Source organism: Nocardia sp. NPDC049935 (assembly GCF_055586645.1).
Map to the genome: position 1 here is coordinate 75663 of NZ_JBVJHV010000003.1, position 26641 is coordinate 102303.

Genomic DNA, 26641 nt, shown 5'->3' on the forward strand with positions numbered 1-26641 from the left:
CCGATCCTTCCGGCAAACGGCCGGATCGACGCACCGGTCCGATCGTGATAGGCGTTGTGTCGCTGATCATCGCGGTCGTCGCCGGGATGATCGGGATTTCGACACAGGAGGCACCGGGCAGGATGAACGATATCGACGCGACATCGACCGTGTTGTCGATCGGAATACACCCGGGCGCACTCGACTACAGCAGGTTCCCGGGCCTGGACGAGGAGACGCTCACCGCGCGGATCGCCGCCGGCAACCTCAGGCTGCGCGAGGCGGGGCTCGACGTGGTGTCGTGCCTGCTCCCCACCGATCCCGACACCGCGGAGGTCCATCTGCGCGAATGCGCCGGGGACACCGCGTTCGCGGTCGTGATGATCGGCGCCGGACTGCGGGCGAGCATGGAGCACACCCTGCTGTTCGAACGAATCGTCAATGTGGTCAACACACTCTCACCGGGGGTGAACTACTGCTTCAACACCTCCCCCGAGACAACCCTCGACGCCATCCGCCGATGGGTGCCGCCGAGTACCCGGTAGGGGCCGGACGGTGATCAGGCAGCGGCACGGGCTCATCGGGCCCGGGCGCCGCTGCCCGCCGGGCTCTACCGGGGCGCGGACTCCGCGCTCGACGGGTCCGGCTCGGCGGTGCGGCCGCCGAGGTGCCGGGCGAAATGCCGCTCGATCGCGCGATACAGGCGGATCCGGTTCTCGGTGTTCTCGAAACCGTGTCCCTCGTCCTCGGCGATCAGGTACTCCACCGGAACCCCGCGATCCCGCAGCCGGGCGACGATATTGTCCGATTCGGCCTGCACCACGCGGACGTCGTTGGCGCCCTGGGCGACCAGCAGCGGGGTGCGGATCCGGTCGACCATGGTGATCGGCGAGCGGGCCAGCATATCGGCCTCCTGCTCGGGGATCTCGGGGTCGCCGACATAGCGGTACCAGTTGTTGATGTTGAAGGCCCGGGTGAACGGCGGCAGGGTGCGCAGGAAATTCGCGAGGTCGGAGATACCGACGTAGTCGACGGCGGCGGCGAACCGGTCCGGGGTGACCGTCACACCGACGAGTGCGGCGTACCCGCCGTAGGAGCCGCCGTAGATGCCGATGCGGGCGGGATCGGCGTAGCCCCGGTCCACGGCCCAGTCGACAGCGTCGAGGAGATCGTCGTGCATGGCCGCGGCGAATTCACCGATGGCCGCGGTGACATGGCGTTTTCCGTAGCCCAGCGAACCGCGGAAGTTCACCTGCAGCACCGCGTAGCCGCGATTGGCGAGGAACTGGGCGTCGGGGCTGTAGCCCCACGAGTCGTGATACCAGGGCCCGCCGTGCACCGCCAGCACCAGCGGGAGGTTCCGCGGTTCGACCCCGACCGGCAGGGTGAGGAACCCGTGCAGGGGCAGTCCGTCGCGGGCGGGAAAGCCGACGGGCTCCATGGGTGCCATGGTGGCCGGGTCGCGGTCCGGGAAGGAGCGGAACAGCAACCGGGCCTCGCCGGTGGTGTGGTCGTAGAACCAGGTGACCCCGGGGTCGCGGTCATGGGTGAACGTGGCGACCCAGCGTCGGCCGGAGTCGTCGCAGGACACCGTGCCGAGCACCCCGTCGGACAGTTTCTCCAGCCGGGCGTGGACCTCGGCGAAATGCGGGTCGAGGATCTCGATATGCGGCCGATCGCCGACGAACCGCGCCGCGAGCACCTCGCCGGTGTGGCGATGGGTGTAGACCGGGGGCGGGAGCACACCGGGTAGCAGCTGGCCGCTGATATCCAGGTCGTGTCCCTCGACCGCGGCGACCACCGTCTCCGCACCCGTCGCGTGATCGATACGCACCAGCCGCAGATCGTCGCCGTCCTGGAACGATCCGACGAGCAGCCCCCGCCCGTCGGCAGTGACCTCCTGGGGTTGCACACTCATCGGATGTTCGGCGCCGCCGAGGTGCCGCAGGAACCGCACCTGCCCGGTACCGGGATCGATCGCGGAGACCTCGACCGTGCCGTCCGCGGTGAGCGCGGTGCGGAAGGCGGGCTCACCGCGGCGGTCGAGCAATACGGCGGCGGTCGGGTCGTCCTGTTCACGATGCAGGGTCGTCTCGCCGGTGGCGATGTCGATCCGGAACATATCGAAGAACATCGGGCGCCGGTTCATCGTCACCAGCACGCTGCCGGGAACCGACGGCAGCGGCCCGGCGCCCACCACCCGCGACCCCGGGCCCATCGGGGTGAGGTCGACGGCCGGGGCCTCGGGATCGTCGAGGTCGACGCGGTACAGATGCCAGTCCTCGTTACCGTCGGTGTCCTGGAGGTAGAGCAACCAGCGGGGGTCGTCGGTCCAGTAGTAGGTGGTGATCCCGCGGCGGGAGTCGTGGGTCACGGGGACGGCCTCGTCGTGGGTCCGATCGATACCGCGGACCCAGACGTTGCGGCGGCCCCCGTGCGGCGCGAGATAGGCGAGGCGGGTGCCGTCCGGCGAGATCGACGGGTTCGCGAACCGCGGGTCGGCGAAGAAGGTCTCGATATCGATCAGGGCCGGTCGCCGGCCGGTAGGTCCTCCGGTCATGCTCACTCCACTCCGCTCGGTTCCGGAAACGTTGACGACCCCGATCGAACACTGTGCCGTAGCGGCATACTCAAGTGCGGGCGCCGCGCCCGGGATCCGGATGTGCGCGCCGACCGGTTCTGGCACGATCGAGTCCATGGCCGCGGTCTCCGGCTCCGCGTCCGCCACGACGAGAGGACCGGCCCGGACCGTGGGTATGGACAACGGTATGAGCGAGCAGAATCCGCAGGACCGCATGGCCGAGATCGTCGAGGTGTTCACCGAGGCCTTCGGTGACATGATCAGCGGCGACCCGGCCGCGTTCCGCAAGAAGTTCCGCAAGATGGCCGATAATCCGTTCGCCTTCTATCGCGGATCGGCCTGCCTGTTCTACCGGGATATGGCCGCCGCCGAGGACCGGTGGGCCGATGAGCGCACCGGCCGGATCTGGATCCAGGGCGACCTGCACGCCGAGAACTTCGGCACCTATATGGACTCCGCCGGACAATTCGTCTTCGATGTCAACGATTTCGACGAGGCCTACCTGGGTTCGTTCACCTGGGATATCAAACGGTTCTGCGCCAGTGTGGCGCTGCTGGCCCGCCGCAAGGCGGTCTCCGACGCCGATATCGAGATGCTGATCGAAACCTATGTGCGCGCCTATGTGGACCTCGTGCGGGCGTTCCACGACGGCACCCGCGAGGAACAGGATTTCAAACTACATCTGCGCAATACCGAGGGCCCGGTCCACGATGTACTGCTCGACGCGCGGATGAACACCCGCACATCGCTGCTGGCGAATACGACGATGGTCGAGAACTACGAGCGCCGGTTCCGCCCCGGCAAAGGCGTCCGGGCCCTGGACGACGACGAGCGCGCGGCCGTGCGGCAGGCGTTCACCCGGTACCTCGACACCATCCCGGAGCACAAGCGGTTCCGGAGCATCACCTACGACGTGAAAGATATCGTGGGCCGCAGCGGATTCGGGATCGGCTCGGCCGGTCTGCCCGCCTACAACATCCTGGTGGAAGGCCAGACCGAGGCGCTGGAGAACGATGTGATCCTGTCCATGAAACAGGGGAACGTGGCCGCGCCCAGCCGGATCGTGCGCGACGAGCGGATCCGGAAGTATTTCCGGCACCACGGCCACCGCACCGCCGTCTCCCAGCGCGCACTCCAGGCGCACGCCGACCCGTGGCTCGGCTACACCGAGATCGGGGGCGCGGGCTATATCGTCTCCGAACTCTCCCCCTACGTCAGCGACCTCGACTGGTCCGATCTCACCGAGCCGAACGAGATGCGGCCGGTGGTCGAGTACCTCGGCCAGGCCACCGCGGGAATGCACTGCGTCTCCGACGCCGATTCCGAGCAGACGCTGGTCGATTTCCAGAGCGAGGAGGCGATCGTCGCGGTCATCGGGTCCGATGAGGCGGATTTCATCCGCGATATGGTCGATTTCGGCCAGTCGTACGCGCGCCGCACCCGCGCGGACCACGAACTCTTCGTCGATGCCTTCCGCAACGGCGAGATCCCCGGTCTCGAACGCGCGTCGGGCGACTGATCGGCCCTGTGCCGTCCGCAATGCGCTGAGCAGCCCGGATTCCGGACTACGCGAATCCGGAACTTCCCTGTTTCACCATATCTGGGGAGTTGCCGACCGCCGCAACCCTTCTTAAGTGGTACCAATTTCCGTGAAGTACTACTTAGCGAGAAGGGGTTTCACATGATCGACGTCAGGAAGACCCTCGCCGCGGCGGCGGGAGTCCTCGGCATGACGGCGGCGGCAGCGGCGTTCTTTCCGGCCACCGCGAACGCCGCGCCCTACGGCGGCCAGTGCGGCGCCGGATACGACGTGATCAACTCGCACGATGTGAAGGGCGGCACGGTGTACCTCACCTACAACGGTGAGAAGAACTGTGTGGTCACCGTGCGCAACGACCCGGGCGCGAAGAAGCCGATGGGAGCCGGACTGCAGCTCGCGAACGGCAACAAGGAGCTGAACCAGCAGCGGGGCGACTTCACCGAATACGCCGGTCCCGTATTCCTCTCCGCCGCGGGCAAATGCATCAACTGGGGTGGATACATAGAAGAGGACAAGTACGAGGAGTTCGACGTGCACTGCGGCCGATAGATCGGCGCGATGTACCACCGGCAGACCGTCGAAGAATCGATGGTCGCCGCGTTCTGGCGCGGTATGAGGATGCTCCGAGTTCCGGTGCACGGTGATCCCGCTGCGGGTATCCTGCGGGAGGACCGGCTGCCGAAATATTCTGCGCCCGACGAACTTCGGTGACGCGGCGGCGGCAGGCGAGGATCCGGGCCGGGAATCCCGGATCGCTCGTCCGGGTTCGCACGGTCCACAGGAGGGGTGGATGTTCGTCGGACGCACCGAATTGCTGCACTTCGTCGATCAGCTGGTGTACGCACCCGATGGGGCGGGTGAAAGCCCCGTCCGTCCGTTGCTCACGGTAGAAGGATGCGGCGGCTCGGGACGCACCGCGACCCTGAATCAGATCTACTCCGCGTGGCGCGGCCGGACACCCACCGTGCTGGTACGCCCGCTCGAACGCCCCTACAGCGATCAGGACCCCATCCGGCCGGTGACGGCCGCGGTGATGCTGGGGCTGAGCCCCGGGATCCCCGGCTACTCCGTGGCCTTCCCGCGGATGATGGTCGCGCAGATCGCCATCAACGCCGGCCTCGACCACGTGCCGGTCACCGAGCAGAAGACCCATCTCCGGGCCGAGCTCAACCGCCATCGGCACGGTCAGAGCCTCGTCCAGCTCGTCAACGGCCTGGTCGCCGTGGTCGGCGACCAGGCGGCGGGACTGGGCGTTCCGGGAGTAGCAATCGTCGCCCCGGCGGTGACCCAGCAGATCAACGATATGGTCGTGCGCCGCCTGGTCCACGGCACCTGGCTGACCCGCATCACCTGGCGGGCGGCAGTGCCCTGGTTCGGTCATCAGGACCTGGGCCTGCGCCAAGATCCCGAGGATGTGCTGATCCGCCTCGCGCTGCAGGCCGGCCACCAGGACCCCGCTGTCCGCAGCGGGATAGACGATCTCGTGTTCGGCGCCTTTCTGGCCGATCTGCGGGAAAGCGCGGCCCGGGTGCGGGGACGCCGGCCCGGTGTGCTGGTACTCCTCGACGATGCGGACGCACCGGCAGCGGTGGCGTTCCTGAGTTCACTACTGCGGGCCCGGAGCTCGCTGACGGCTGTCGGTGTCGGCGATACCGACCCGTTGGCGGTCGTCGCCGCGAGTTCCGGACTGCTGGCGGACGAACTGGCCCGAACGCTGCGGGTTCCCGAGATCTCCCCACACCCTCCTGATCCGCTGCGCTCCGGCCGGAGCGGCGGTTCCGGGTTACCCGCGAATCCGAACCGGGCCTGGCTGCGCCTCGGATTGACGAGCTTCTCCGCCGCCGAGGTGGACACCTTGGCCAGACAGATCGATTCCGTCACCCCCGCGACGATCGGCCGGCCCATCCACCGGTTCGGCCGGGGCCATCCGGCGACGACGGCTTCCCTCTTCGAGCAGATCCGCGATGAGACGGCTCTGGTCGGCGACCTCGATTCGGTGCTGGATGGGCCCGGCCGCGTCTCCGCGACGACATTCCAGCAGCAGCTCCTGTCGCCCTTCGTCCGGGCGCTGAGTCCGCACCGATCCATGGACAGCGACCTCGAAGAGGCTCTGGTGACCATCTCGGCGGCCCGGAACAAACGCGAAGCGAAGTTGCTCGTTTCCGCTCTTCCCGACGGTATCGGTCACGATTCGGTGCTGTTCGAATCGACCTCGCTGTGGACGGCTACGCCGGACGAGTCCGCCGCGGTACTGCCGCCTGCTGTTCGCACACTCGGTTTGCGGATACTGACCGCGCGCGAGGAGCCGCGTATCGGGTGGGATCGGATCTTCCGGCTCCTCTTCCAGGCGGCACAACCCGACGACCGGGTCGCGAGGCTGTACTACAAACGCCTTCTCGAGGGGTCCGCCGCCGTCGCCGACGAGCTGACCACATCACTCGCCCTGCTCACGGCCGCGCAGTGGCTGGCCGAATTCGACCAGATCGTCGCGGTTTTCGATCCACGCCGCACCGACCAGGCCGTGCTCGACGCACCCGATCGCGGCACCACCGACCAGCAATCGATAACCCTGTTGCTGGCGGCCACATCGGTATTCGACTCCGACCCGCGGATCACCACGAGGGAGCAGAAGGCCCGTTTGTGCCGCCGGATCAGCGGCCGGTACCTGGAACTGGCCTCGTCGGGCACCGACGACCCCGATCCGTTCCGAGTGCGCAGTATCCACTACGCCAAACTCGCGGCCGAATACCACTGATCTTTCGAACGAGGAGCGCTTCCGTGGAACCGAACTACAGGTGGTTCATCTGGCCGAACAAGAAGGCGCCGCTCCCGCATCTGTGGACCCGCTGGCTGCGGCTGGGCCTGACCGTGTTGCTGGTCGCGCTGGCCGCATTAGCCTGGCACTCCAAGGAATACGTGCACCATATCGTCACCTGCAACGCGGGCGGCCCGTCCACCGCCGCCTGGGCCGCCGGTGACGACTGCGTGGGATTGTCCGAGGGACCCTACGCGTTCGGCATCCCGGCCTTCGACGGCGTGATGCGCGTGATCGCCGACCAGAACGGATCGGCCGGTGCCCAGTGCTCGGGCACACCGGTCACCGTGGGTGTGCTTCTCACCATGACCGACGACCAGGCGGGCAGTCGCGCCGTGCACGAACTCGAGGGAATGGCGGCCGCGCAGCGGCGCGCCAACGGCACCGGCTGTATCCATCCCATGCGCCTCGTGGTCGGCAATCTCGGTGACTACAACGGCAGCGGGGATGCTGTTTCCGTCGCCCGGGCGGTGGCCGAGCGCGAGGACGTCGTCGCGGTGGCGGGGGTGGGATTGAGCCATCAGACCACCGCCGAGATCGCCGACACCCTGGCCGAGCAGAAGCTGCCGATGGTTTCCGACGTGGTCACCGCCGAAGGCTTCGATCAGAGCGGATCACGCGAGGACTCCCCCGATTTCGGATCCTGCGATGCGGATATCACCTATCCGCAGGGAGTCGGAAAGGGCTACTTCTACCGGGTGGCGTTCCGGGCCGCGAAACAGGTGGACGAGATCGCGGCGGTCCTGCCCGCCGCGCCCGATTTCATCGCGGTGCCCACCGGCGGTTCGGACCCCTACACCTGCACCGCGCTGCCCCTGATACACCGTGCCTACGGACCCGACGTGCCGGAGGTGAAATTCGATTCGGTCGAGCCCACCACGGTGCCGCAGACCGCGCGACGCGTCTGCGCCACCCCCGCCGAGACGACCGTGATCTATCTGGCGCGCGGGCGGGACCTGGGCAGACTGCTCTACAGTTTCGACGAGGCCTATTCCAACGGTCAGTGCGCGGCACCGTCGGTGACCGTGGTGAGTACGTCGGACGGCAACCGAATGCGCACAGTGGAGGCCGATCCCGCGCTGGAGGACCTGCGCAACCAGGCCCTGCGCTCGGACGCTCTCCGCGACGGCCGCATCCGGCTCCTGTTCACCATGGTCAGCGGCGAGGCCAGTGCGCAGACCGGCAACCCGAACTGGACCGAGTTCACCGCGGCGTTCCGGGAGGCCGGTTTCGACCTCGCCCATGTCGACGACGGGTGGGCGATCAATGCCTTCGACGCGCTCGTCACCATCTCCACCGCGGTCCAGACCCTGCCCGCCGGCCAGACCGTGCAGCGCAGCGAAGTGAACACCGTGATCAGCGGTTTCACCGATGCGGAGAACTCGGTGCCCGGCGCGGGCGGCCCCATCGTCTTCGACAACAGCGGTAATCGCACCGATCCCGGCCCGGCGGTCGTACGGGTGTGCCCTCCCGCCCTGGACGCGGACAAGATCTCCTATGTGCCCGTGGTGGTGGCCGAACCCGGGAAACCGATGCCCGCGTGTACCCGCTGACAGGGGCCGGGCGCTACGGCCCGGGCTCCTGGGATTCTTCGGCGAGACGGGCCAGCCGGATGTTCAGCCGATGTACCGCGCACAGCTGTGCCCGGTTGTACAGCGCGATCATCGCCCGGGCGACCGTATCCTCGGCGTGCCGCTTCCCGCCCGGCGCGTCCGCGGCCAGATCGGTCGACAGCGGATATCGCTCGCGCGTACGGAGGGTAACCGGCACCATCCGCTCGACGAGGGAATCGATCACCGCGTCGTCGGCGTCGGCCGCGAGGTTCTCGAACTCGACGTCCACGGGGTCCCGTTCGGCGAGCATCTCCCGGAGCACGCCCAGCGACCGGTCGCTCAGCACGGTCGAGTAGACCATGAGCAACGACTGGTGTGTTTCGGGCATGCCCAGCGCGACCACCGGCGCGAACTCCGCCGGCGTATACGCCGGCGCGCGGTGCCGCAGGACGACGGCGAGCTCCGCCCGGATCCGGTTCAGCCGGTCGACCGTGGCCTCGAGTTCGGCGTCCAGGACGCGAAGCGACCGGTCCGGATCCTCGTCCGCGTTATCCATCGCCGCGATCTGCGACAGAGGGACGCCGAGATCGCTGAGCCGTTTGATCCGCAACAGCCGGATCAGATGCTCGACCTCGTATTGTTTGTAGCCGTTGGACCGGCGCCGCGGCTCGTCGAGGAGCCCGATCTCGTGGTAGTAGCGGACCGCCTTCACCGTCGACCCCGCCAGTTCCGCGAGCTGCCGGGTACTCCACGCCATCGCCGCCTCCTCGCCTCCTCGCCGCCACGGCCCGAGCGGACGCCCGGCCCGGGGCCTTCCGGATATTCCAAACCATGCCCCGGGGGCAGGGTCAAGATCCGGACCCCGGCCCGTCCTCGTGCCGTAGCGGCGCCGGCGGTCTTCGACGGCTCACCCGCCTGCCGCGCGGCGATTGTGCGAGGGTGGATCCCATGAGTGACGAACGGTTCGAGGTCCAGCGTGAGATCGCCGCACCACCCGCCGAGATCTTCGCCCTGCTGTGCTCCCCCGCCGGACATGTGGCGATCGACAGCTCGGGCATGCTGCAATCCGCGGAAGGCGACCCCGTCGCGGCCGCGGGCGACGAATTCGTCGTGCATATGGATCGCGAATCGCTCAACGACTTCCCGATGGGCAAATACGACGTCACCGTGATCATCACCGCGTTCGAGAAGGACGCCCATATCGAGTGGACGATCTCCGGGCAGATCCAGCCGCCGATCGAACACCTCTACGGCTATCGCCTGCGGCCCAGCGCGACGGGCACCCTGGTGACGTCGTACTACGACTGGAGCAAGATCGCGGCACCCTATCGCGAGGCGAAGATCTTCCCGATCATTCCCGAGTCGGGGCTGCGGGCGACCCTGGGCATCCTGGCCAGGACGGTGGAGAACAAGTAGCCGGTCCCGGCGGCACAGCGGCGGTCAGGCAGACCTCAACGGTCTACCGCCGGCACGACCGGCCGCCGCGAGTGCCTCCAGCGGACTCCCGGAGAGAACCGCTACCGGAATTCCGGTCTCCCGGTGCAGCGCCTTGAGCAGTCCACCGCGGGTGGCGTACCCGGCCAGCTGGGCCGCGACCGTCAGCGTATCCCCGCCGCGCAGCCGGGTGAGAGCGATATTGAGCCGCGCCCGCGCACGCCATCGCGTGAAGGTCAGTCCGGTCTCGTCGTGGAAGTGCCGTTGCACCTGACGAACGCTGATATGCCGCTGCGCCGCCAATTCGTCGAGCGTCCGGCCCGAGGTGACACTGTCGTGCGCGATCGCCCGCGCAACCGGGTGCGCGGGCAGAGTCAGCGGAAAGTACTGCGTATTCAGCGATCGCAGCAGCGCGTCGAGCGCGCCGCGGAACGGAGTGATCTGTTCGGTGGTCGCCGGACCGGCGGCGAGGACGGTCGTCATCAGATCCGTCAGGGCGGGGACGACGCCGAGCCGCTGCGTCCGGCCGCGCGGCCGGGCTCCCGCGGGCAGCATCGGCCCCAGTGCGACACCGCCCGCGGACAGCGCTGCCGAATGCGGTACCCGGGGCGCCAGCCACAGGTTCTCCCGCGCGTGCAACCGCATCCGTTCCCCGTCGGCGACCACGTCGGCGTACCCGGTGAGGATGTGGATCAGGTGCGGTACGTCGTGTTCGTGCATGTCGTGGCCCAGGAAACGGATGGAGTTCACCGGAACGGCGGAGACGAGTTCGAGAGGCGCGTTCATTCCCGGCCCTCCTGTCATCGTGTCGTATCGGTGCCGGACCGATGTCGCTTCCGGAGCGATCACCGCGATTGAGAAGGTTAGACTAACCTCACTTTCAGCTGCCCCTCACGCTTCGGTCGTGGCGGGCTTCGTTCTGTTCTGGATCGAGGTTCAATGCGATCGCGTCGCCGTCGGCTCCCCGTCGTCCTTGCCGCCGCGCTCACCGCCGCCGCGGTGACGCTGGCAGGCTGTTCCGCCTCGGATCCGGAGACAGCCGCCGCGGCGACCAGGACCGTGCACACCGACCACGGCGAGGTGACCGTGCCCGCGAACCCCCAGCGGGTGGTCGTACTCAACTACGCCTTGGCCGGATACCTGTACGACCTGGACGTTCCCGTGGTCGCGACCACCTCCGAGGACTCCGACAAACAGGGTGCGTTCTCGGAATTCTGGAAGGACGACGCCGCCGCGGACAAGACCGACCTGCTGTCGTGGAGCGCCGACGGCTTCGATTACGAGGCGATCCTCGAGGCCGATCCGGACCTGATCGTGGCGGGTGGACTCGGCCTGCCGTTCGCGCTCGCCACCAAGGGCTACGACCGGCTCAGCGCGATCGCGCCCACGGTCTTGGTGGACAGTTCGCTGGCCACCTGGCAGGACCAGTTCGGATTCCTCGCCGGTGAGGTCTTCGACAAACGCGACGCCTACGACGGGTACGTCGCCGACTACGACAAGCGGGTCGCCGAGGTGAAGCAGGCGATCACCCCGCCGCCGGGCCCGGTGAGCTATCTGACGATCACCGCGGACAACACCCCGTATCTGCTGTTCGAGAACATGGGGCTGCCGCAGACACTGGCCGAAGTGGGATTGCGGCCCGCACCGCTGGTCGAGAAGAACGGTCTCCAGCCGTACAAGCCGGGCGGGGATATGGCGGAACTGTCGACGGAACAGGTCGGCCGGCTCATTACGACGCCGACGGTGTTCGTCACCGGTTTCAACGGCGACACCACCGATATCGCGACGCTCGCGAAGCAGCCCGTGTACGCGAAACTTCCCGCCTTCGCCGGAGAACACGCCTACGACCTGCCGTACTGGGCCGTCCGCGGCGACTACGACGAGGCGATGGCGTTACTGGACCTCGTCGAGAAGCAGTTCTCCTAGGACCGCAACGACGATGGTCTCACCTCGGCCGGTCTCCACTACCGCCCTGCCACGCCCATCCGTGCGCGTCACGCGCCGGATGGGCTGGTTCATCCTGTCGGTGCTGGTACTGGCCGGCGCGATGGCGGCCAGTATCGCTGTCGGGTCGGTGAACCTGCCGCTGTCCACCGTGTGGGACGCGCTGACCGCCCCGGACGGCAGTATGGATCATCTGACCGTCCGCACCCTGCGCGTCCCGCGCACGATCCTCGGCCTTCTCGTCGGCGCCGCGCTGGGGGTCGCGGGGGCGCTCATCCAGGGCCTGACCCGTAATCCGCTGGCCGATCCGGGGATTCTGGGCGTGAACGGCGGCGCCGGTTTCGCCATCGTCCTCGGAGTCGCGGTGTTCGGGGTCACCGAGATCGAGCAGTACCTCTGGTTCGGTTTCGCGGGTGCGGTCGTGGCCACCGCCCTCGTGTACGGGATCGCCTCGCGCGCGCCCGGCGGGGCGAATCCGCTGCGACTGACGCTGGTCGGCGTCGCGCTGGGGGCCGTACTCACCGGTGCGACGAAAACGATGGCGCTGCTCGACCCGGAAACATTCGACCGGATGCGGTTCTGGGACGCGGGCACCATCGCCGACCGGCCCGCGGGCACTATCCAGGTGATCTGGCCTTTCCTCGTCGTGGGGCTGGTGACGGCAGTGGCATGCGCCCGGTCGCTCAACGCGCTCGCACTGGGCGACGAACTCGCCGCGGCGGTCGGGGTGCGGCTCACCCTTGTCCGCGCGGCCGCCGTGGTCGCGGTGACCCTGCTGTGCGGCGCGGCGACCGCGGCGGCGGGACCGCTGGTGTTCATCGGCCTGATGGTCCCGCACGCGGTCCGCCGGATCACCGGCCCCGACCAGCGCTGGATCATGCCCTTCACCCTGGTGCTCGCGCCCGTGCTGGTCCTGCTCTCCGATATCGTCGGGCGGCTGATCATCCGGCCGGCCGAACTCCAGGTCGGTGTGGTCACCGCCTTCCTGGGCGCCCCCGTGCTCATCGCGCTGATCCGGCGAAGCCGAGTAGAGCCGTCATGAGCCACGTTCTCGTTCTCCGCGCCGGTAGGTTCAGCCGGCGCACCACGGTCCGGACCGTGATCGTGGGCGTACTCCTGAGCTGCGCGCTGATCGCCTGTCTGCTGGCCGCGCTGATGCTGGGCACCCGCTCCCTCTCGCCCGGCGAGGTGATCGCGGCGCTGGGCCCGGGCGCGGACTCCGCCGACCGGCTCGTCGTGGTCGAATGGCGGGCGCCGCGGGCCGTGGCCGCGCTCCTGTTCGGCGCGTGCCTGGGGGCCGGCGGATCGATCTTCCAATCCCTCACCCGCAATCCGCTCGGCAGCCCGGACGTCATCGGGTTGAACGCCGGCGCCTACACCGGTGTGGTCTGCGCGATGACGCTGGGCGCCCACAGCTTCGGCGCCCGCGCGACCGGTGCGATGCTCGGCGGACTGGGCGCGGCCGCGATCGTCTACCTGCTCGCCTTCCGGCAAGGGGTGCGCGGAATCCGGCTCATCATCGTCGGTATCGCGGTCAGCGCCATGCTGTCGTCGGTCAACACCTGGTTCGGCGTGAAGGCCGACCTGGACGACGCCTTACAGGTGGCGGTATGGGGCGCGGGCACGCTGTCCGGGGTGGAATGGCCACCGGTGCTGCTGTCGGCCGTCATGACACTCGTCCTGTTCTCGGCCGCCCCGGTCGCCGGGCGGCGGATGCGCCAACTGGAACTCGGCGAGGAGACCGCCGCGATGCTCGGGGTCGCGGTCGAACGGAGCAAGGTGCTGTTGCTCGTCCTCGCGAGCCTGCTCACTGCGATCGCCACCGCGGTCACCGGGCCGGTCGCGTTCATCGCGCTCGCCGCACCACAGATCGCCGGCCGGCTCACCGGCCACGGCTCATCCGCAGACCCGCTCGAGGCGGCCCTCACCGGCGCGGTGCTCATGTCGGCGGCGGATCTCGTGGCACAGCACGCGATTCCGGAGGCGGATCTCCCGGTCGGGGCCGTCACCGTCTGCCTCGGCGGCTCCTATCTCGTCTGGTTGCTCTTACGTGAGACCCGGCACTGGTGAGCCGCCGATACCTCGTGCGACCGGTACCGTGCCGCTCGATCAGGGCCGGATGTTCTCCAGATCCGCCAGCAGGCCGGGATGTTCGGGTTTCCAGCCCAGTGCCTGCCGGGTGTCGGCGCTGGAGGAGGGCTGGTCGGTAGCGAAGATCGGGCCCAGCAGTCCGTAGGTCTGCTCCGGGACCGATTCGACGGGCAGGCCCAGCCGGCGGCCGATGACCGCGGCGATATCGGCGACCCGGTCGCCTTCGTCGGCCACGGCATGCCAGGAGGTGCCCGCCTCCGCGGTCTCCAGGGCCAGCCGGAAGAGGACGGCGGCGTCGCGGGCGTGCACGGCCGGCCAGCGCTGGGCGCCGTCGCCCGGGTAGCCGGATACGCCGGTCCGGCGGGCGATACCGGTCAGCAGACCCGCGAACCCGCCGTCGCCCTCGTTGTGCACCGTGCGCGGCAACCGTACCGCCGTGCTGCGGACCCCGCGCTCGGCGAGGCCGAGGATCTCGGTCACCGTGCGGCCGCGGCCGCCGACCGGTCCGTCGGTCGACAGCGGGTCGGATTCGGTCGAGGGGCGACCCGGCACGGAGGGCGTGCCCGCGACGGTGACCAGGGGACGATCGCTGCCGATGAGCGACTCACCGAGGGTGGTGAGTGCGGCGCTTTCCTCCCCGACGGCCCGCGCCAGCGCCTCCGCGCTGCTGAAATCGTTGCCGAACGCCAGATGGATCACCCCGTCGGACCCGGCGGCGCCGGCGCGCAGGACGTCCAGGTCGGCCAGCGCGCCCCGGACCGTTTCGGCGCCGGCCTTCTCCGCGGCGCGGGCCGAGGCGTCGGAGCGGGTGAGCGCGAGCACGGAATGACCGTGGCCGAGCAGTTCGGCGACGACGGCGGACCCGATCAGACCGGTACCGCCGGTGACGAAAACACGCATGGACCTCTCCTGACAGTGATGGGACTCTTATCTCATCACTGTAGCAAGTGACGGGACTCTTGTCCCGTCACATATAGTGGAGCCATGGCACGGTGGGAACCAGGAGCGCGCGATCGCCTCGTCGTGGCCGCCGTCGACCTGTTCACCGAGCAGGGATACGACGCCACCACGGTCTCCCAGATCGCCGAACGCGCCGGCGTCACGAAGAGCACGTTCTTCCGGCACTTCCCCGATAAGCGCGAAGTACTGGTGGCCGGACAGGAAACGTTGAGCCGGTTGCTGACCGAAGGAATCGCCGCCGCCCCCGCCGGCGCCGGGCCGCTCCAGGCGGTCGCGGCCGGCCTCGAGCGCGCCTCGACCGCACTGGGTCCGATGAATCGCGAACTCGCCCCCCGGCTGAAGGCCGCCATCGCGGCCAGCACCGAACTCCAGGAACGCGACGCGCTCAAGAGCATCGGCCTCGCGGCCGCCATGTCGGCCGCGCTCCTCGCCCGCGGGGTACCCGATCCGACCGCGGCGCTCGCGAGCGAACTGGGCGTCCTCGCCTTCAAACGCGGATTCGCGGAATGGACGTCGGAGGGCGATCGCGACGCCGCCGACGAACTGGCCGGGTATGTGCTGGCCGCCCTCGACGAACTGCGGGTGGCCGGGGCGTCGCTGCGCTGATCCGCCCGCGACCGCGGCGCACCGCGCCCGGCGAATCCGCCGGGCCCGTTATCGGTGAGAGCTCACAAACCCGCACGACCGCCCGTCCGGGTACGGTATCTACCGCCCCCGACGACGGTGTGGTGCTCCTGCTGATCAACCTGGATGTAATTAGATGAGTTCTACCGCCGAAAAACTTGCCGACCTGCGCAAGAAGCTCGAGATCGCACAGGAACCGGCCGGCGAGGCGGGAGCCGCCAAACGCGCACGCAAGGGCATACCGTCGGCGCGCGAGCGCATCGATATGCTGCTGGACCCGGGCACCTTCGTCGAAATCGGTGCGCTGGTACGCAATCCGGCCGATAGGGACTCCCTCTACGGCGACGGCGTGGTCACCGGGCGCGGGCTGGTCGATGGCCGGCCGGTGGCGGTGTTCTCCCACGATCAGACCGTGTACGGCGGCACCATCGGCGAGATGTTCGGCCGCAAGGTCGCCGCGATCATGGAACTCGCGGGCAAGACCGGCTGCCCGCTGATCGGCATCAACGACTCCGGCGGCGCGCGCGTGCAGGAGGCCGTCACCTCGCTGCGCTGGTACGGCGAACTGGCGACCATGATGGAACCGCTGTCGGGCTCGGTGCCGATGGTGTCGCTCATTCTGGGCAACTGCGCCGCCGGTGCGGTGTACCAGCCGATCTGCACCGATGTCGTGGTCGCCACCGAGAGCGCCCATATGTTCGTCACCGGCCCCAAGATCATCGAGGACGCCATCGGCGAGAAGGTCGATATGGAGGAGCTGGGCGGCGCCTACAACCAGGCCGCCTACGGCAATATCCACCACATCGCCAAGGACGAGGCGGCTGCCTTCGCCTGGGTCCGCAACTATCTGAGCTATCTGCCGTCGAGCGCCGTCGAACTCCCGCCGGTCGTCAACGCCGGCCTGGAACCGCAGGTCACCGAATCCGATCTGACGCTGAACACGCTGGTCCCGGACTCGGACAACGCGGTCTACGATATGCACGACGTGCTGCTGCGGATCTTCGACGACGGCGAGTTCCACGAGATCGGCGCGGCGGCCACCCAGAACCTGATCACCGGTTTCGCCCGCGTCGACGGCCGGCCGGTGGGTGTGGTCGCCAACCAGCCGACCGTGCTGGCGGGCGCGCTCGATGCCAAGGCCGGGGACAAGGCCGCGCATTTCATCCATATCTGCAACGCCTTCGAGATCCCGCTGGTGCTGGTGGTGGACACCCCCGGCTTCCTGCCCGGCGTGGAGCAGGAGAAGGTCGGCGTCATCAAACGCGGCGGCCGGTTCCTGTTCGCCTATGTGGAGGCCACCGTCCCCAAGGTCACGGTGGTGGTCCGCAAGGCCTACGGCGGCGGCTGGGCCGTGATGGGCGCGAAGGCCCTGGGCTGCGATGTCTACCTGGCCTGGCCCACGGCCCGTATCGCGGTGATGGGCGCCGACAGCGCGGTCGGCCTGACGCAGCGCAAGGTCCTCGACGCCACCCCCGAGGATCAACGCGCCGAACTGCGCAAGCAGATGATCGACTTCTACAACGCCACCGTCGCGACCCCCTGGATCGCCGCGGAGCGGGGCTATATCGACAGCGTGATCGAGCCGTCGGCCACCCGCCTGGAACTACGCCGCGCCCTGGCGCTGCTGCGCGACAAGAAGGTCATCCGCTACCCGCGCAAACACCATCTGCTGCCACTCTGAGAACAGCCTCCTCACCTGCCACAACCTCCTGTCGGGGTCTTGACTGACGCCCGAACAGGAGGAGACTGGACTTACACCGGAACACCGGAGAATGTGACTCGCTCGAAGGAGACGTCCCGAAAGGCGAGCCGGCATTTTCGAGAGATCCGGCCAGGCCCCCGGCAAGTCAATCGAGGACCGGAGAAACAGCGACGACTGGAACTTCGGAAATCGACGGAGACTACCGGGGACTGCACTGTGTGGGGGTCATCGTGTGGGGTCATCGATCGGCGGCGCGCAGCGGCGCGCCGGCGTGATGCAGGTGGCGCAACGCCTCGCGGTAGGAATCGATCAGTCCGGTCTCGTGGTAGCTCACGCCGATCTCGGCGCAGTATTCGCGGACGATCACCTGGGCACGGCGCAGGTTCGGGGTCGGCATATTCGGGAACAAGTGGTGCTCGATCTGGTAGTTGAGCCCGCCGAGCGCGAGATCGGTCAGCACACCGCCGCGCACGTTCCGTGAGGTGAGTACCTGTCTGCGGAGATAGTCGGGGCGGTCGCCGCCGGTGAGGGTCGGCATGCCCTTGTGGTTCGGGGCGAAGATACAGCCCATGTACACGCCGAACAGCGCCTGGTGCACGGCGAAGAACGCCAGCGCCTTGCCGGCGGGCAGCACCGCGAACAGGGCGCCGAAGTAGGCGGCGAAATGGACGGCGAGCAGCGCGCCCTCCGTCCACCGGTGCCTGACCGACCGGTTGCGCAGCGCGCGCAAACCCGCCACGTGCAGATTCAGGCCTTCCAACGTCAGCAGCGGGAAGAACAGGAACGCCTGCGCCCGCCCGATCAGCCGGGTCATCCCGCGGCTCGCCCGCGCTTGTCGCTGGGACCAGACCAGGATGTCGGGAGCGACATCGGGATCGAGTTCCTCGTGATTCGGATTGGCGTGGTGGCGGGTGTGCTTGTCCTGCCACCACCCGTAGCCCAGACCGATACCGGCGTTACCGGCGAGCCGCCCCACGATTTCCGTCGGCCGCCGCAGCCGGAAGACCTGCCGGTGTGCCACATCGTGCATGACGAGTGCGACCTGGGCGAAGGTCACGGCCATGCACGCGGCGACGAGCAGGGTCCACCAGGAGTCGCCGACGAGGACGAACGCCACCCAGCCGGCCGCGAACGCGATCCCCACCAGAGTGAGCCGGATCGCGTAGTAGACGGGGCGCCGGTTCATCAGCCCGGCGGCGGAGACGCGGCGCAGCAACCGGGCGTAATCGCCCTCGGCGCGCCGTCGCGGTGATCGTGGATTCGCCTCTGGGGCCGGGGCCGATATCGTCATGGAATCGACGCTATGGGCGGAAATCTCGTTCGGGGTAAGCCCACGGTACGGCCGGCGATAGCACCACGGGGTGAGGTATCCCGACCGCGACCGGGACCTGCCGCTAGCGTCCGCCGAACCCGGACATGGCGATACCGCGGGTGAATGCCTTCTGCGCGAAGGCGTACACGATCACCATCGGTAGCAGAATGAGCATCGACGCGGCCATCAGCACCGGCCATTTCGACACATACTGTCCCTGCATCCAGACCAGCCCGAGGGTGACGGTGGAGATCTCCTGGCGCTGGATCATCACCAGCGGCCACAGGAAATCGTTCCAGACCCCGACCCAGGTGAGTACCCCGAGCACCATCACCGCGGGCCGGGCGTTGGGCAGCAGTACCCGCCAATAGATCTGCCAGGGTGAGCAGCCGTCGAGGACGGCGGCTTCCTCGAGTTCGGCGGGCAGGGTGCGGAAGAACTGCCGCATCAGGTACGTGCCGAACGCGCTGCCGAACAGGCCGGGCACGATCAGCGCCCACGGGGTATCCGTCCAGCCGGCCACGCGCATGAGGACGAACTGCGGAATAACGGTGACGGTCAGCGGGACCATCAGGGTGGCCAGGTAGGCCACGAACAGGACCTCCCGCCCGGGGAACCGCAACCGGGCGAACGCGTACCCGGCCAGCGAACAGAAGAACACCTGCCCGGCCGTCACGCAGGCCGCGTAGACGACGGTGTTGACGAACATCCGCCCGAACGGCATCAGGTCGAACACCTCGCCGTAGTTCGACCACTGCGGGTCCGGGGGAATCAGCGTCGGCGAGGCGACCTCCGATTCCTTCTTCAGCGAACCCGACAGCGCCCACAGGATCGGGAACAGCGCACACCACCCCATCGCGATGAGCCCGGCGTAGAGCGCGACCGCGCGAACGACCGTGCGCCGGTGAGCGCGCCGCGCCGGGAGCGGCCGCGTCACCGCGTCTCGTCCTCGCGCGCGAACCGGAGTTGCGCCACCGTGAGGATCAGCAAGATCACGAATACCACCCAGGCGATCGCCGACGCGTACCCCATATCGCCGAACGCAAAGGCGTTCTGGAAGATCATGATGCCGAAGATGTAGGTGCCGGTTTCGGGACCGCCGTTGCCGCCGGTGAGGGCATAGACCTGGTCGAACGCCTGCACCGTGTTGATGACCGAGACCACGAGCACGAACGACAGGGCGCCCCGGATCAGCGGCAGCGTGATCCGGAAGAAGCGCTGAACATCCCCGGCCCCATCGATTTTCGCCGCCTCGTACAGGTTCTCCGGCACCCCCTGCATGGCCGCGAGCAGGACCACCGTGGCGAACGGAATACTGCGCCAGATACTGACGAGGCACAGCGAGACCATCGCCCAGTCCGGGTCGACCAACCACGGGACCGGCCCTATCCCGGCCCAGCCGAGCATGATGTTCATCAGCCCGTTGTTGGTATCGAAGACGAAACGCCAGACCACTGCCATCACCACACTGGATACCGCCAGCGGGAGCAGCAGCACCGTCCGGAACAGGCCGATTCCCCGGACCTTCCGGTTCAGCGCCGCGGCGATCACCAGGCTGATCGCGACGGTCGGCACCAGACTCCCGAGGGTGAAGAGCACCGTATTGCGCAGCGCGATCGGGAACAGCGGATCACCGGTGAACAGCCGGCGGAAATTATCCGTCCCGATGAATCGCGCCGGCCCGGACATATCCCACTGCTGGAAACCCAGATACAGCGAGAACGCCAGCGGGAACAGCATGAACACCGCCACCGCGAGCAGATTGGGCGCGACGAACAACCGCGCCGCCCGCGCCTGCCGCTTCGCCAGTTCGGTACGTCGCGGCCGACCGGCGCGCGCCGGTGCGGGGATCTCGGCGACAGCGGGTTCTCCGGTGACGGTCATCGGTTGCGCAGCACCTCATCGGTATCGCGCGAGAGCCGGTCGCGCAACGAGGCCGCCCGCCGCGCGCCCCGCAGTACCGGTCCGAAATTGCGATCCATCAGCGCGTCGATCCGCGCCCATTCCGGGGTGACCGGGAGCGGTCCGGAGCAGGCCGGTCCCTCGGTCAGGATCGCGAGATTTCCCACCTTCCGGTGGGCCGCGGCGAAGCCACCGGAGTGCACCGCCGAGCTCAGAACCGGTACGAACAGCCCGGTTTCGGCGATGATCGCCTGGCCCACCGGCCCGGTCGCGAATTTCACGAACTCCCAAGCCTGTTCGCGCCGTGGGCTCGCGGCCGCGATCGCCAGACCCGTGGCGCCGATATTCGAGCCCGCACCCGATCCCCGGGGACCCGCGGGCAACGCGGTGACATCGAAGTCGATATCGCCGGCGTCGGCGAAGGTCCGGTAACGCCAATGCCCACCCATGGCCAGCGCCGCCCGGCCCTGCGTGAAGAGGTCCATCGCCGAGACCGACTGCTGGTCGTTCGGGGTCGGCGCCACCCGGTGTTCGTTGGCCAGATCCGCGTAGAACTGCACCCCCTCGATGAACGCCTCGTCGGCGAAATTGCAGCGCAGCGGACGGGTGCGCGGGCTGGCCCATTCCGCGCCGTTGTTCATTCCGAACAGTCCGGCCGAATAGTAGGGAACCCAGGTGTCGACGAAACCCCAGCGAGTCACCCGGCCCGTACCGTCGCGGGTGGTGAGCGCGCGGGTGATATCGAGGAAATCGGCGAAGCTCCAGGCGGCGTCCCACCGGCCGGGCGCCGTGAGCCCGGCATCGGCGAAATGCGCCCGGTTGACGAACAAGAAGTTCCCCGACCACTGTTCGGGCAGTGCGTACTGCCCGCCGTCCAGGGCGAAGGTGTCGTACAGAGCGGGCACGCTGTCGGATTCCAGCGCCGCCGCGAAGGCGGGGTCCTGTCCGAGCAGTGTATTCAGGTCGAGCAGGACGCCGCGATCGGCGAGGGCGGCGTAGGTCTGTTCCCAGGCCATCAGCACATCCGGGCATTTGCCGCCCGCGCAGAAGGTCGACATCTGCTGGATCGGATCCGGTCCCGACAACACCGTGCGGACCCGGATCCCCGGGTAGCGGCGGGTGAATTCGTCGATCACCCGCATCCGCCCCTCGGCCTCTTCCGGATTGGCCTGGAAGAAGAAGGTCAGCGCGTCGTCGTCACTGCACCCGCTCGCCCCCGCGGCCGCGAGGGACACACCGGCGGCACCCACCCCACGCAGAAACGTACGTCGCGCTAATCGCATGGTGACCCGGATTCCCTTGTGACGGCACTGGCGAGGACGCAGCAATCACACTGTCCGGGTCCGGATCGCCCGGCACGATGTCTCGGCCGGCCCCGTCACCCGGTGTCGAGACCGACCCGAGTATCGCAGGAACACCGGCGCAGCCGCCCCATTGCCACCCGGGCATGTCGCCCGCCCGGCGACCACCGGGCGGGCGGCGAATCATGGCGTGGCCGCCCGGGGCTCAACCGCCGGCCGGAGCCGGCGCGCAGTCCACATCCCGTTCGGGCAGGGTGCCCTCGACCAGGTAGCGCGTGGTGACATCCAGCGCGCAGGGGTTGTCGCCCAGGACGTAGGCCCCGTGCCCGCTCCCGTCCACCCGGACCAGGCGGGACCGCGCGCCGAACTTCTCGTCGAGCAACTCGCCGCCGCGCAGAGGAGTGACCGGGTCGCGGCGGTTCTGCAGGATGAGGACGCCGGGCCCGTCACCGGAGATCGCCACCGGCGGCTCGAGCGGCGCCTGCCAATACGCGCAGGGCAGGATGTTCGCCGCCGACGCGCCGTACAGCGGATACCTCTCGCGGTCTTCGGCGACGGCCCGCTGGTAACCGGCGACATCCTCCGGCCATTCCACGTCGTTGCAGGTCACCGCGAGGAACACCGACCAGGCGTTATCGGCCGGCGAAGGAGCCGCCGGGGGCGGTGGCGGGGGCGTCGCGGGGGCCGGAGCGGCGAGCAGCGACTGCCACTCCTGCGCGGCCTGCTCATAGGACCGCTGGTTGTAGAGCGTCACGAAGCTGGCCAATCGGAAGAGCGGGCCGTCGACTCCGTTCACCGGGGTCCGGTCGAGCTTCCCGGCCAGAGTGAAGTAGGTGTCACGGACCGCTTCCGGCGTGCGGCCCAGACCGTAGGTGTCGTGCCGCGCGGCAGCCCATTTCGCGAAGTCCGGGAACGTCTCCTCCATACCGCGGGCGTACCGGCGTATCCCGTCCTGGTCGAGGTGGGTGTCACCGATATTGCTGTCGAGCACGATCCGATCGGTGCGCTCCGGGAACATCGAGGCGTACGCGGCGCCCAGCGCGGTTCCGTAGGAATAACCGAGGAAACTGGCCTTCTCCTCGCCGAGCGCGGCCCGGATCCGGTCCAGATCGCGGGCGGTGTTCGCCGTCGAAATATGGCGGAGCCGGCCCTCGCGGTCGCCGGCCGCGCACTGGTCGGCGACGCCCCGCACGATCGTCGCCCGCTCGGCGACCGCCGCGTCGTCGGCGGCGTGCGGCGGAATATTGCCGAGATACGGTTGATCGGTGGTGAAGCCGCAGCTCACCGGCGCCGAATGCCCGATCCCGCGCGTGTCCATACCGATCAGGTCGTAGCTGTCCAGGACACTATCCGGCATGCCCTGGGAAACCAGCAGCTGCGCGAATCCCAGCCCGGAGCCGCCCGGGCCCCCCGGGTTCAGGAGCAGCACCCCGCGCCGCTTGTCCGGGTTCTTCGCCGCCAACCGGGAAATCATGATCTCGATCTGCGCGCCGCCCGGATCGCGGTAGTCCAGTGGCACCGGCACGGTCGCGCACTGCAGCACCGGCGGATCGTTCGGGACGTCGTCGGGGCACGCGCCCCACCGCACCTGCGGCGCGGGTTCGTCACGCGGCTGGGTCGCCGCGGGCGACACCCCGGTGAGCGCCCCTGCGAGGGCCAGTACGGTAACCAGGGCGGCCCGCCGGCCGAACCCGCGTTTTCGATTCATCTATCCCACTCCCCGACCTGATCGCACAGTTGGTCTTTCCGGCTCCCACTGCACACCGTGCCCTCACGGCACAGTCAAGATCTGCAGGCCGGAGCCGTGCCCGGCAATGGATGGTGCGGTCCGGAGGTGCGACCGGGAAGCCTCAGCTCACGGTGAGGACGGCGTCGTCCGCCTCCCGGGCGAGCAGGCGCGCGCGGCGCTCCACGAAGCGCTGCACGTCCCGGCCCAGTCGTTCGAGGTAGGCGCCCAGTTCCTCCCGGCTGCGCTCGCCGCGCGCGGTGAAATCGTCACGCTCGAAGACCCGCCAGGTCCGCAGGACCGGCATCAGCACCTCGTCGAGGTGCTGGCGCAGATCGTAGATACCGTGCTTCACCATCAGCACCCCATTGCGGCGCCAGTTCGGCATCCCCCGGCCCGGCATCGCGAAATCCTTGACGATCTTGGTCACCGATTCCATCGCCTGATCGGGGGCGAGGTCGAACGCCGCCGCGGCCACATTCCGGTAGAAGAGCATATGCAGGTTCTCATCGGCCGCGATGCGCTTGAGCATCGCGTCGGCGACCGGGTCGTCGCACACCTTCCCGGTGCAGCGGTGGCTGATACGGGTGGCCAGCTCCTGGAACGTCACGTAGGCGACCTGATCGAGTACACCCCGGAAATACTCCGGGGCGTGTACCCCGCGGGTCATATGCACCATCCGGTCGTTCTCCAGCGCCACCGGGTCCACGCCGCGGGTCACCACCAGGTAGTCGCGCATGACGATCCCGTGCCGGTTCTCCTCCGCGGTCCAGCGGCCCACCCAGGTGCCCCAGGCGCCGTCGCGGGAGAAATGCTCGCTGATGGTGCGGTGGTAGGAGGGCAGATTGTCCTCGGTGAGCAGGTTGGTGATCATGGCGACCTTGGCGACCTCCGAGAGCCGCGACTGCCCGGGCTCCCAGTCCTGCCCGCCCATGGCGGCGAAGTTGCGGCCCTCGTCCCAGGGGACGTAGTCGTGCGGATGCCACACTGTGGCGGTGCCCAGGTGCCGGTCGAGATTCTCGGCGACCACCGGTTCCAGTTCCGCCAGCAATTCGTACTGGCTGAGATCACGTCCCATGGCAGGTCTCCTCGGCTCGTCGGCGGGACCGATTCGGGATCGGCGCTCGGTCGCGGCAGGCGACCGGCCACCGGAAGGTAACAAGGCACTCCGGGAATCCTCCGAAACCGAAAACGACACTCCGGCAGGCGGTTCACGCTCGTATCACAATATTCCCGAGATTCTTTCCGTACATTTTCATGCGTCGGCCGTACTCGTGCACGATCGAAATTGCGACGCATTGGTGTATCGCCACCAATTCCTCCGGCCGTCGAAAAAGCCGGGATAGCCTGTGCCCGCAAGAAGTTTCCGACCAGAAAGAAAGCACAATGCGCGCAATTTCCGGAATTCTCGCTTCCGCCGCTGTCGTCGGCACCCTGGCACTGGCCGCGGGGCCGGCGCAGGCCGCCCCCGATCAGGCGCCCTCCACCGCCGGCACCAGCCCGGGGGTCACCGATTCGGGCCTGCTGCCGAGCACCGGTTCGGGCGTCATCGACGCCGGGACGGGCATTCTCGAGACGGGCGTCGACCTCGTGCTCGACCTCGTCTCCTCCCTGTCCGCGGGCGCGGGCTCCTGACCCGTGACCCCTTGTAGGGCAGCATGATCCGGTAGACCGCCGGGCCGGGCCCCGCGACTGCCACCCAGACGGCAGCCGGGGCCCGGCAACTGCCGCCGACAATTCGAGAAAGGCTCGACAATGCCGATATTCGGACGCGTCGCCACCGCGGCACTCGTCTGCGCGATATGGTTCGCGCCGGCGCCGGCACACGCCCGGGAACCCGGCGCCGAACCCACACCGGGCGCGGGGTCTCCGGAGAGTTCCGCCACCCAAACCACGCCCACCACCACCTCGCCGGCCCGCACACCGGCGCCCGATTCGGATGATTCCGGTATCTCGGTACTGACCTTGGCGGCGGTAGCCCGTTCCGGGAAACCCGAGTTCCGCACCACCACTCTTCTGTGCGCGCCGGAGCAGACCGGAACCCATCCCGATCCGGAGCACGCGTGCGCCGAATTGACGGCGGTCGAAGGTGATTTCGCCGCGCTCACCGCGGAACCGGCCGCCTGCCCGATGATCTACGAGCCCGTCTCACTCCTGGTGATCGGCCTGTGGAACAGCAGGCCGGTGACCTATCAGCACGAATTCTCCAACTGGTGCGTACTGGCCAACGCCGCCGAGCACGTCTACAAGTTCTGAATGCCCCGGCCCGGCGGCCCGGTCCGCCGCGGCTGCAGACCGTGCCGCATGATCGGGAGTATCGCGGCCCGCACGAAGGCGCGGGCCGCGTCCTCGTCGTCGAAATCCGCACCCGCCGTGGGGGTCAGCATCAGCGAATGCGCGAACCGTGCGACGAGTTCGGCGACGGGACGGGTGTCGTACCGATCGATCTCGCCACGTTCCTGAGCGGCGTCCAGAATGCTGACGATGAACTTGATGCCCTGCGACACCAGTTCCTCACCGCGCACGGTGTAGAAGCCCAGCGATTCCTCCGGGGCCACCGCGATCAGCTGGGTCACCAGGGGGTGGGTTCTGGTGAGCCGCAGGATGTAGAGAACCGTCTCGACGATCTGCGCCTCGACACCGGGGGTCGTGGTGGCGATGGCGGTGGCCTCGGCCAGGACCCGCTGGATCTCGCGGGTGAGCACGGCGTCGACCAGATTGTCCTTCCCGGCGAAGCGCCGGTAGATCGTGACCCGGTTGAGCCCGCAGCGGCGCGCGATATCGTCGAGACTGCTCCGCCGGATTCCCACCTGCAGGATTCGCTGCAGCGCCGCGTCCAGGATTGTTTCCTCGACACTGTCGAATACACGCACCATGCATCGAAAGTACCGATCCTGTTTCATTGCGTCAAAGGAATGCGCGAGACGGTCCGGACGGCATTCCCGGTGACGCGGGACGGTCCGCCGATCGGCCGGCGGACCGCCCCGCGCGGCTCCGGCCGAATCACCGTCGAGGACCGGAGCCGTTCCGCCCGTTCGGGATCGAGGACGTTGCGGGGCGCTACGACCCCCTCGTCCGAAACGGGCGGAGATCTCGGGGCCCGCGGAAATCGCACAGCGGGCCCGGCGTTCGTTCGCGCGTGCGGGCAGGATTCATATCCCACCTCGATTCGATTCT

24 protein-coding genes are annotated in these 26641 nt (G+C 68.3%); 13 read left to right on the forward strand and 11 right to left on the reverse strand.

Features of this window, described 5'->3' with window-relative positions:
- The first annotated feature begins 44 nt into the window (after positions 1-44).
- A complete protein-coding gene (locus ACZ6SF_RS13280; RefSeq protein ID WP_466062361.1) occupies positions 45-524 on the forward strand; it encodes a hypothetical protein in 480 nt (159 codons plus the stop codon).
- A gap of 65 nt (positions 525-589) precedes the next feature.
- On the opposite strand, the gene ACZ6SF_RS13285 is transcribed toward ACZ6SF_RS13280, so the two are convergent.
- Positions 590-2539 carry a S9 family peptidase gene (locus tag ACZ6SF_RS13285; protein ID WP_466062362.1) on the reverse strand — a complete coding sequence of 650 codons (1950 nt, stop codon included), beginning with the start codon at positions 2537-2539 and terminating at the stop codon, positions 590-592.
- A gap of 208 nt (positions 2540-2747) precedes the next feature.
- Here ACZ6SF_RS13285 and ACZ6SF_RS13290 point away from each other — a divergent pair, with 208 nt between their 5' ends.
- From ACZ6SF_RS13290 to ACZ6SF_RS13305, 4 genes are all read left to right on the forward strand, one after another.
- Entirely contained in the window at positions 2748-4079 is a 1332-nt protein-coding gene (locus ACZ6SF_RS13290) for a DUF2252 domain-containing protein (RefSeq protein WP_466062364.1), read from the forward strand.
- 162 nt (positions 4080-4241) lie between these two features.
- Entirely contained in the window at positions 4242-4649 is a 408-nt protein-coding gene (locus ACZ6SF_RS13295) for a hypothetical protein (RefSeq protein ID WP_466062365.1), read from the forward strand.
- Positions 4650-4890: 241 nt separating this feature from the next.
- Positions 4891-6855: a hypothetical protein gene (locus ACZ6SF_RS13300; protein WP_466062366.1), complete on the forward strand. Its 1965-nt coding sequence runs from the start codon at positions 4891-4893 to the stop codon at positions 6853-6855.
- Positions 6856-6878: 23 nt separating this feature from the next.
- Positions 6879-8468, forward strand: coding sequence for an ABC transporter substrate-binding protein (locus tag ACZ6SF_RS13305; protein WP_466062367.1), 1590 nt, complete (start codon positions 6879-6881; stop codon positions 8466-8468).
- A 13-nt stretch (positions 8469-8481) separates the two neighbouring features.
- On the opposite strand, the gene ACZ6SF_RS13310 is transcribed toward ACZ6SF_RS13305, so the two are convergent.
- On the reverse strand, positions 8482-9225 hold the full coding sequence (locus ACZ6SF_RS13310) for a MerR family transcriptional regulator (RefSeq protein WP_466062368.1): 744 nt from the start codon (positions 9223-9225) through the stop codon (positions 8482-8484).
- A 191-nt stretch (positions 9226-9416) separates the two neighbouring features.
- On the opposite strand from ACZ6SF_RS13310, the gene ACZ6SF_RS13315 reads away from it, so the two are divergent.
- The gene (locus tag ACZ6SF_RS13315; RefSeq protein ID WP_466062369.1) at positions 9417-9884 is read left to right on the forward strand and encodes an SRPBCC family protein; all 468 of its coding nucleotides are present in this window, start codon (positions 9417-9419) and stop codon (positions 9882-9884) included.
- A gap of 24 nt (positions 9885-9908) precedes the next feature.
- Here ACZ6SF_RS13315 and ACZ6SF_RS13320 read toward each other — a convergent pair whose 3' ends face one another.
- Positions 9909-10688: a helix-turn-helix domain-containing protein gene (locus ACZ6SF_RS13320; RefSeq protein ID WP_466062370.1), complete on the reverse strand. Its 780-nt coding sequence runs from the start codon at positions 10686-10688 to the stop codon at positions 9909-9911.
- Between the two features lie 153 nt (positions 10689-10841).
- Between ACZ6SF_RS13320 and ACZ6SF_RS13325 the strand changes: the two genes are divergently transcribed.
- The 3 genes from ACZ6SF_RS13325 (at position 10842) to ACZ6SF_RS13335 (ending at position 13916) form a co-directional block, all read left to right on the forward strand.
- On the forward strand, positions 10842-11828 hold the full coding sequence (locus ACZ6SF_RS13325) for an ABC transporter substrate-binding protein (protein WP_466062371.1): 987 nt from the start codon (positions 10842-10844) through the stop codon (positions 11826-11828).
- Positions 11829-11889: 61 nt separating this feature from the next.
- Positions 11890-12888: an iron chelate uptake ABC transporter family permease subunit gene (locus ACZ6SF_RS13330; protein WP_466062372.1), complete on the forward strand. Its 999-nt coding sequence runs from the start codon at positions 11890-11892 to the stop codon at positions 12886-12888.
- Positions 12885-13916: a FecCD family ABC transporter permease gene (locus ACZ6SF_RS13335; RefSeq protein WP_466062373.1), complete on the forward strand. Its 1032-nt coding sequence runs from the start codon at positions 12885-12887 to the stop codon at positions 13914-13916. The genes ACZ6SF_RS13330 and ACZ6SF_RS13335 overlap by 4 nt, the downstream gene beginning before the upstream one ends.
- Before the next feature lie 39 nt (positions 13917-13955).
- On the opposite strand, the gene ACZ6SF_RS13340 is transcribed toward ACZ6SF_RS13335, so the two are convergent.
- The gene (locus ACZ6SF_RS13340) at positions 13956-14837 is read right to left on the reverse strand and encodes an SDR family oxidoreductase (RefSeq protein WP_466062374.1); all 882 of its coding nucleotides are present in this window, start codon (positions 14835-14837) and stop codon (positions 13956-13958) included.
- 84 nt (positions 14838-14921) lie between these two features.
- On the opposite strand from ACZ6SF_RS13340, the gene ACZ6SF_RS13345 reads away from it, so the two are divergent.
- Positions 14922-15503: a TetR/AcrR family transcriptional regulator gene (locus ACZ6SF_RS13345; protein ID WP_466062375.1), complete on the forward strand. Its 582-nt coding sequence runs from the start codon at positions 14922-14924 to the stop codon at positions 15501-15503.
- A gap of 154 nt (positions 15504-15657) precedes the next feature.
- The gene (locus tag ACZ6SF_RS13350; protein WP_466062376.1) at positions 15658-17202 is read left to right on the forward strand and encodes an acyl-CoA carboxylase subunit beta; all 1545 of its coding nucleotides are present in this window, start codon (positions 15658-15660) and stop codon (positions 17200-17202) included.
- 259 nt (positions 17203-17461) lie between these two features.
- Here the strand turns inward: ACZ6SF_RS13350 and ACZ6SF_RS13355 are convergent, their stop codons facing one another.
- The 6 genes from ACZ6SF_RS13355 to ACZ6SF_RS13380 form a co-directional block, all read right to left on the reverse strand.
- Complete coding sequence (locus tag ACZ6SF_RS13355; RefSeq protein ID WP_466062377.1) at positions 17462-18514, reverse strand: fatty acid desaturase family protein; 1053 nt, start codon at positions 18512-18514, stop codon at positions 17462-17464.
- A gap of 103 nt (positions 18515-18617) precedes the next feature.
- Positions 18618-19472, reverse strand: coding sequence for a carbohydrate ABC transporter permease (locus tag ACZ6SF_RS13360; protein ID WP_466062378.1), 855 nt, complete (start codon positions 19470-19472; stop codon positions 18618-18620).
- A complete protein-coding gene (locus ACZ6SF_RS13365) occupies positions 19469-20419 on the reverse strand; it encodes a carbohydrate ABC transporter permease (RefSeq protein WP_466062379.1) in 951 nt (316 codons plus the stop codon). Before ACZ6SF_RS13365 ends, ACZ6SF_RS13360 begins: the two co-directional genes overlap by 4 nt.
- Positions 20416-21720, reverse strand: coding sequence for an ABC transporter substrate-binding protein (locus ACZ6SF_RS13370; RefSeq protein WP_466062380.1), 1305 nt, complete (start codon positions 21718-21720; stop codon positions 20416-20418). Before ACZ6SF_RS13370 ends, ACZ6SF_RS13365 begins: the two co-directional genes overlap by 4 nt.
- 223 nt (positions 21721-21943) lie before the next feature.
- Entirely contained in the window at positions 21944-23446 is a 1503-nt protein-coding gene (locus ACZ6SF_RS13375) for an alpha/beta hydrolase (RefSeq protein ID WP_466062381.1), read from the reverse strand.
- Between the two features lie 142 nt (positions 23447-23588).
- Positions 23589-24542 (reverse strand): acyl-ACP desaturase, encoded by a 954-nt coding sequence (locus ACZ6SF_RS13380; protein WP_466062382.1) that lies wholly within the window; start codon positions 24540-24542, stop codon positions 23589-23591.
- 308 nt (positions 24543-24850) lie between these two features.
- On the opposite strand from ACZ6SF_RS13380, the gene ACZ6SF_RS13385 reads away from it, so the two are divergent.
- Positions 24851-25099: a hypothetical protein gene (locus ACZ6SF_RS13385; protein WP_466062383.1), complete on the forward strand. Its 249-nt coding sequence runs from the start codon at positions 24851-24853 to the stop codon at positions 25097-25099.
- A 120-nt stretch (positions 25100-25219) separates the two neighbouring features.
- Positions 25220-25720 carry an SSI family serine proteinase inhibitor gene (locus ACZ6SF_RS13390; protein WP_466062384.1) on the forward strand — a complete coding sequence of 167 codons (501 nt, stop codon included), beginning with the start codon at positions 25220-25222 and terminating at the stop codon, positions 25718-25720.
- On the opposite strand, the gene ACZ6SF_RS13395 is transcribed toward ACZ6SF_RS13390, so the two are convergent.
- Positions 25708-26340 (reverse strand): TetR/AcrR family transcriptional regulator, encoded by a 633-nt coding sequence (locus tag ACZ6SF_RS13395; protein WP_466062385.1) that lies wholly within the window; start codon positions 26338-26340, stop codon positions 25708-25710. The genes ACZ6SF_RS13390 and ACZ6SF_RS13395 overlap by 13 nt on opposite strands.
- Positions 26341-26641 lie beyond the last annotated feature (301 nt).

Excerpts from the sequence above, each read along its gene's own strand:
- ACZ6SF_RS13285 (WP_466062362.1), bottom strand. The coding sequence starts at position 2,539 with ATGACCGGAGGACCTACCGGCCGGCGACCGGCCCTGATCGATATCGAG.
- ACZ6SF_RS13390 (WP_466062384.1), top strand. The coding sequence starts at position 25,220 with ATGCCGATATTCGGACGCGTCGCCACCGCGGCACTCGTCTGCGCGATA.
- ACZ6SF_RS13335 (WP_466062373.1), top strand. The coding sequence starts at position 12,885 with ATGAGCCACGTTCTCGTTCTCCGCGCCGGTAGGTTCAGCCGGCGCACC.
- ACZ6SF_RS13350 (WP_466062376.1), top strand. The coding sequence starts at position 15,658 with ATGAGTTCTACCGCCGAAAAACTTGCCGACCTGCGCAAGAAGCTCGAG.
- ACZ6SF_RS13345 (WP_466062375.1), top strand. The coding sequence starts at position 14,922 with ATGGCACGGTGGGAACCAGGAGCGCGCGATCGCCTCGTCGTGGCCGCC.
- ACZ6SF_RS13385 (WP_466062383.1), top strand. The coding sequence starts at position 24,851 with ATGCGCGCAATTTCCGGAATTCTCGCTTCCGCCGCTGTCGTCGGCACC.
- ACZ6SF_RS13290 (WP_466062364.1), top strand. The coding sequence starts at position 2,748 with ATGAGCGAGCAGAATCCGCAGGACCGCATGGCCGAGATCGTCGAGGTG.
- ACZ6SF_RS13310 (WP_466062368.1), bottom strand. The coding sequence starts at position 9,225 with ATGGCGTGGAGTACCCGGCAGCTCGCGGAACTGGCGGGGTCGACGGTG.
- ACZ6SF_RS13365 (WP_466062379.1), bottom strand. The coding sequence starts at position 20,419 with ATGACCGTCACCGGAGAACCCGCTGTCGCCGAGATCCCCGCACCGGCG.
- ACZ6SF_RS13295 (WP_466062365.1), top strand. The coding sequence starts at position 4,242 with ATGATCGACGTCAGGAAGACCCTCGCCGCGGCGGCGGGAGTCCTCGGC.
- ACZ6SF_RS13320 (WP_466062370.1), bottom strand. The coding sequence starts at position 10,688 with ATGAACGCGCCTCTCGAACTCGTCTCCGCCGTTCCGGTGAACTCCATC.
- ACZ6SF_RS13300 (WP_466062366.1), top strand. The coding sequence starts at position 4,891 with ATGTTCGTCGGACGCACCGAATTGCTGCACTTCGTCGATCAGCTGGTG.
- ACZ6SF_RS13325 (WP_466062371.1), top strand. The coding sequence starts at position 10,842 with ATGCGATCGCGTCGCCGTCGGCTCCCCGTCGTCCTTGCCGCCGCGCTC.
- ACZ6SF_RS13355 (WP_466062377.1), bottom strand. The coding sequence starts at position 18,514 with ATGACGATATCGGCCCCGGCCCCAGAGGCGAATCCACGATCACCGCGA.
- ACZ6SF_RS13395 (WP_466062385.1), bottom strand. The coding sequence starts at position 26,340 with ATGGTGCGTGTATTCGACAGTGTCGAGGAAACAATCCTGGACGCGGCG.
- ACZ6SF_RS13380 (WP_466062382.1), bottom strand. The coding sequence starts at position 24,542 with ATGGGACGTGATCTCAGCCAGTACGAATTGCTGGCGGAACTGGAACCG.
- ACZ6SF_RS13375 (WP_466062381.1), bottom strand. The coding sequence starts at position 23,446 with ATGAATCGAAAACGCGGGTTCGGCCGGCGGGCCGCCCTGGTTACCGTA.
- ACZ6SF_RS13370 (WP_466062380.1), bottom strand. The coding sequence starts at position 21,720 with ATGCGATTAGCGCGACGTACGTTTCTGCGTGGGGTGGGTGCCGCCGGT.
- ACZ6SF_RS13340 (WP_466062374.1), bottom strand. The coding sequence starts at position 14,837 with ATGCGTGTTTTCGTCACCGGCGGTACCGGTCTGATCGGGTCCGCCGTC.
- ACZ6SF_RS13315 (WP_466062369.1), top strand. The coding sequence starts at position 9,417 with ATGAGTGACGAACGGTTCGAGGTCCAGCGTGAGATCGCCGCACCACCC.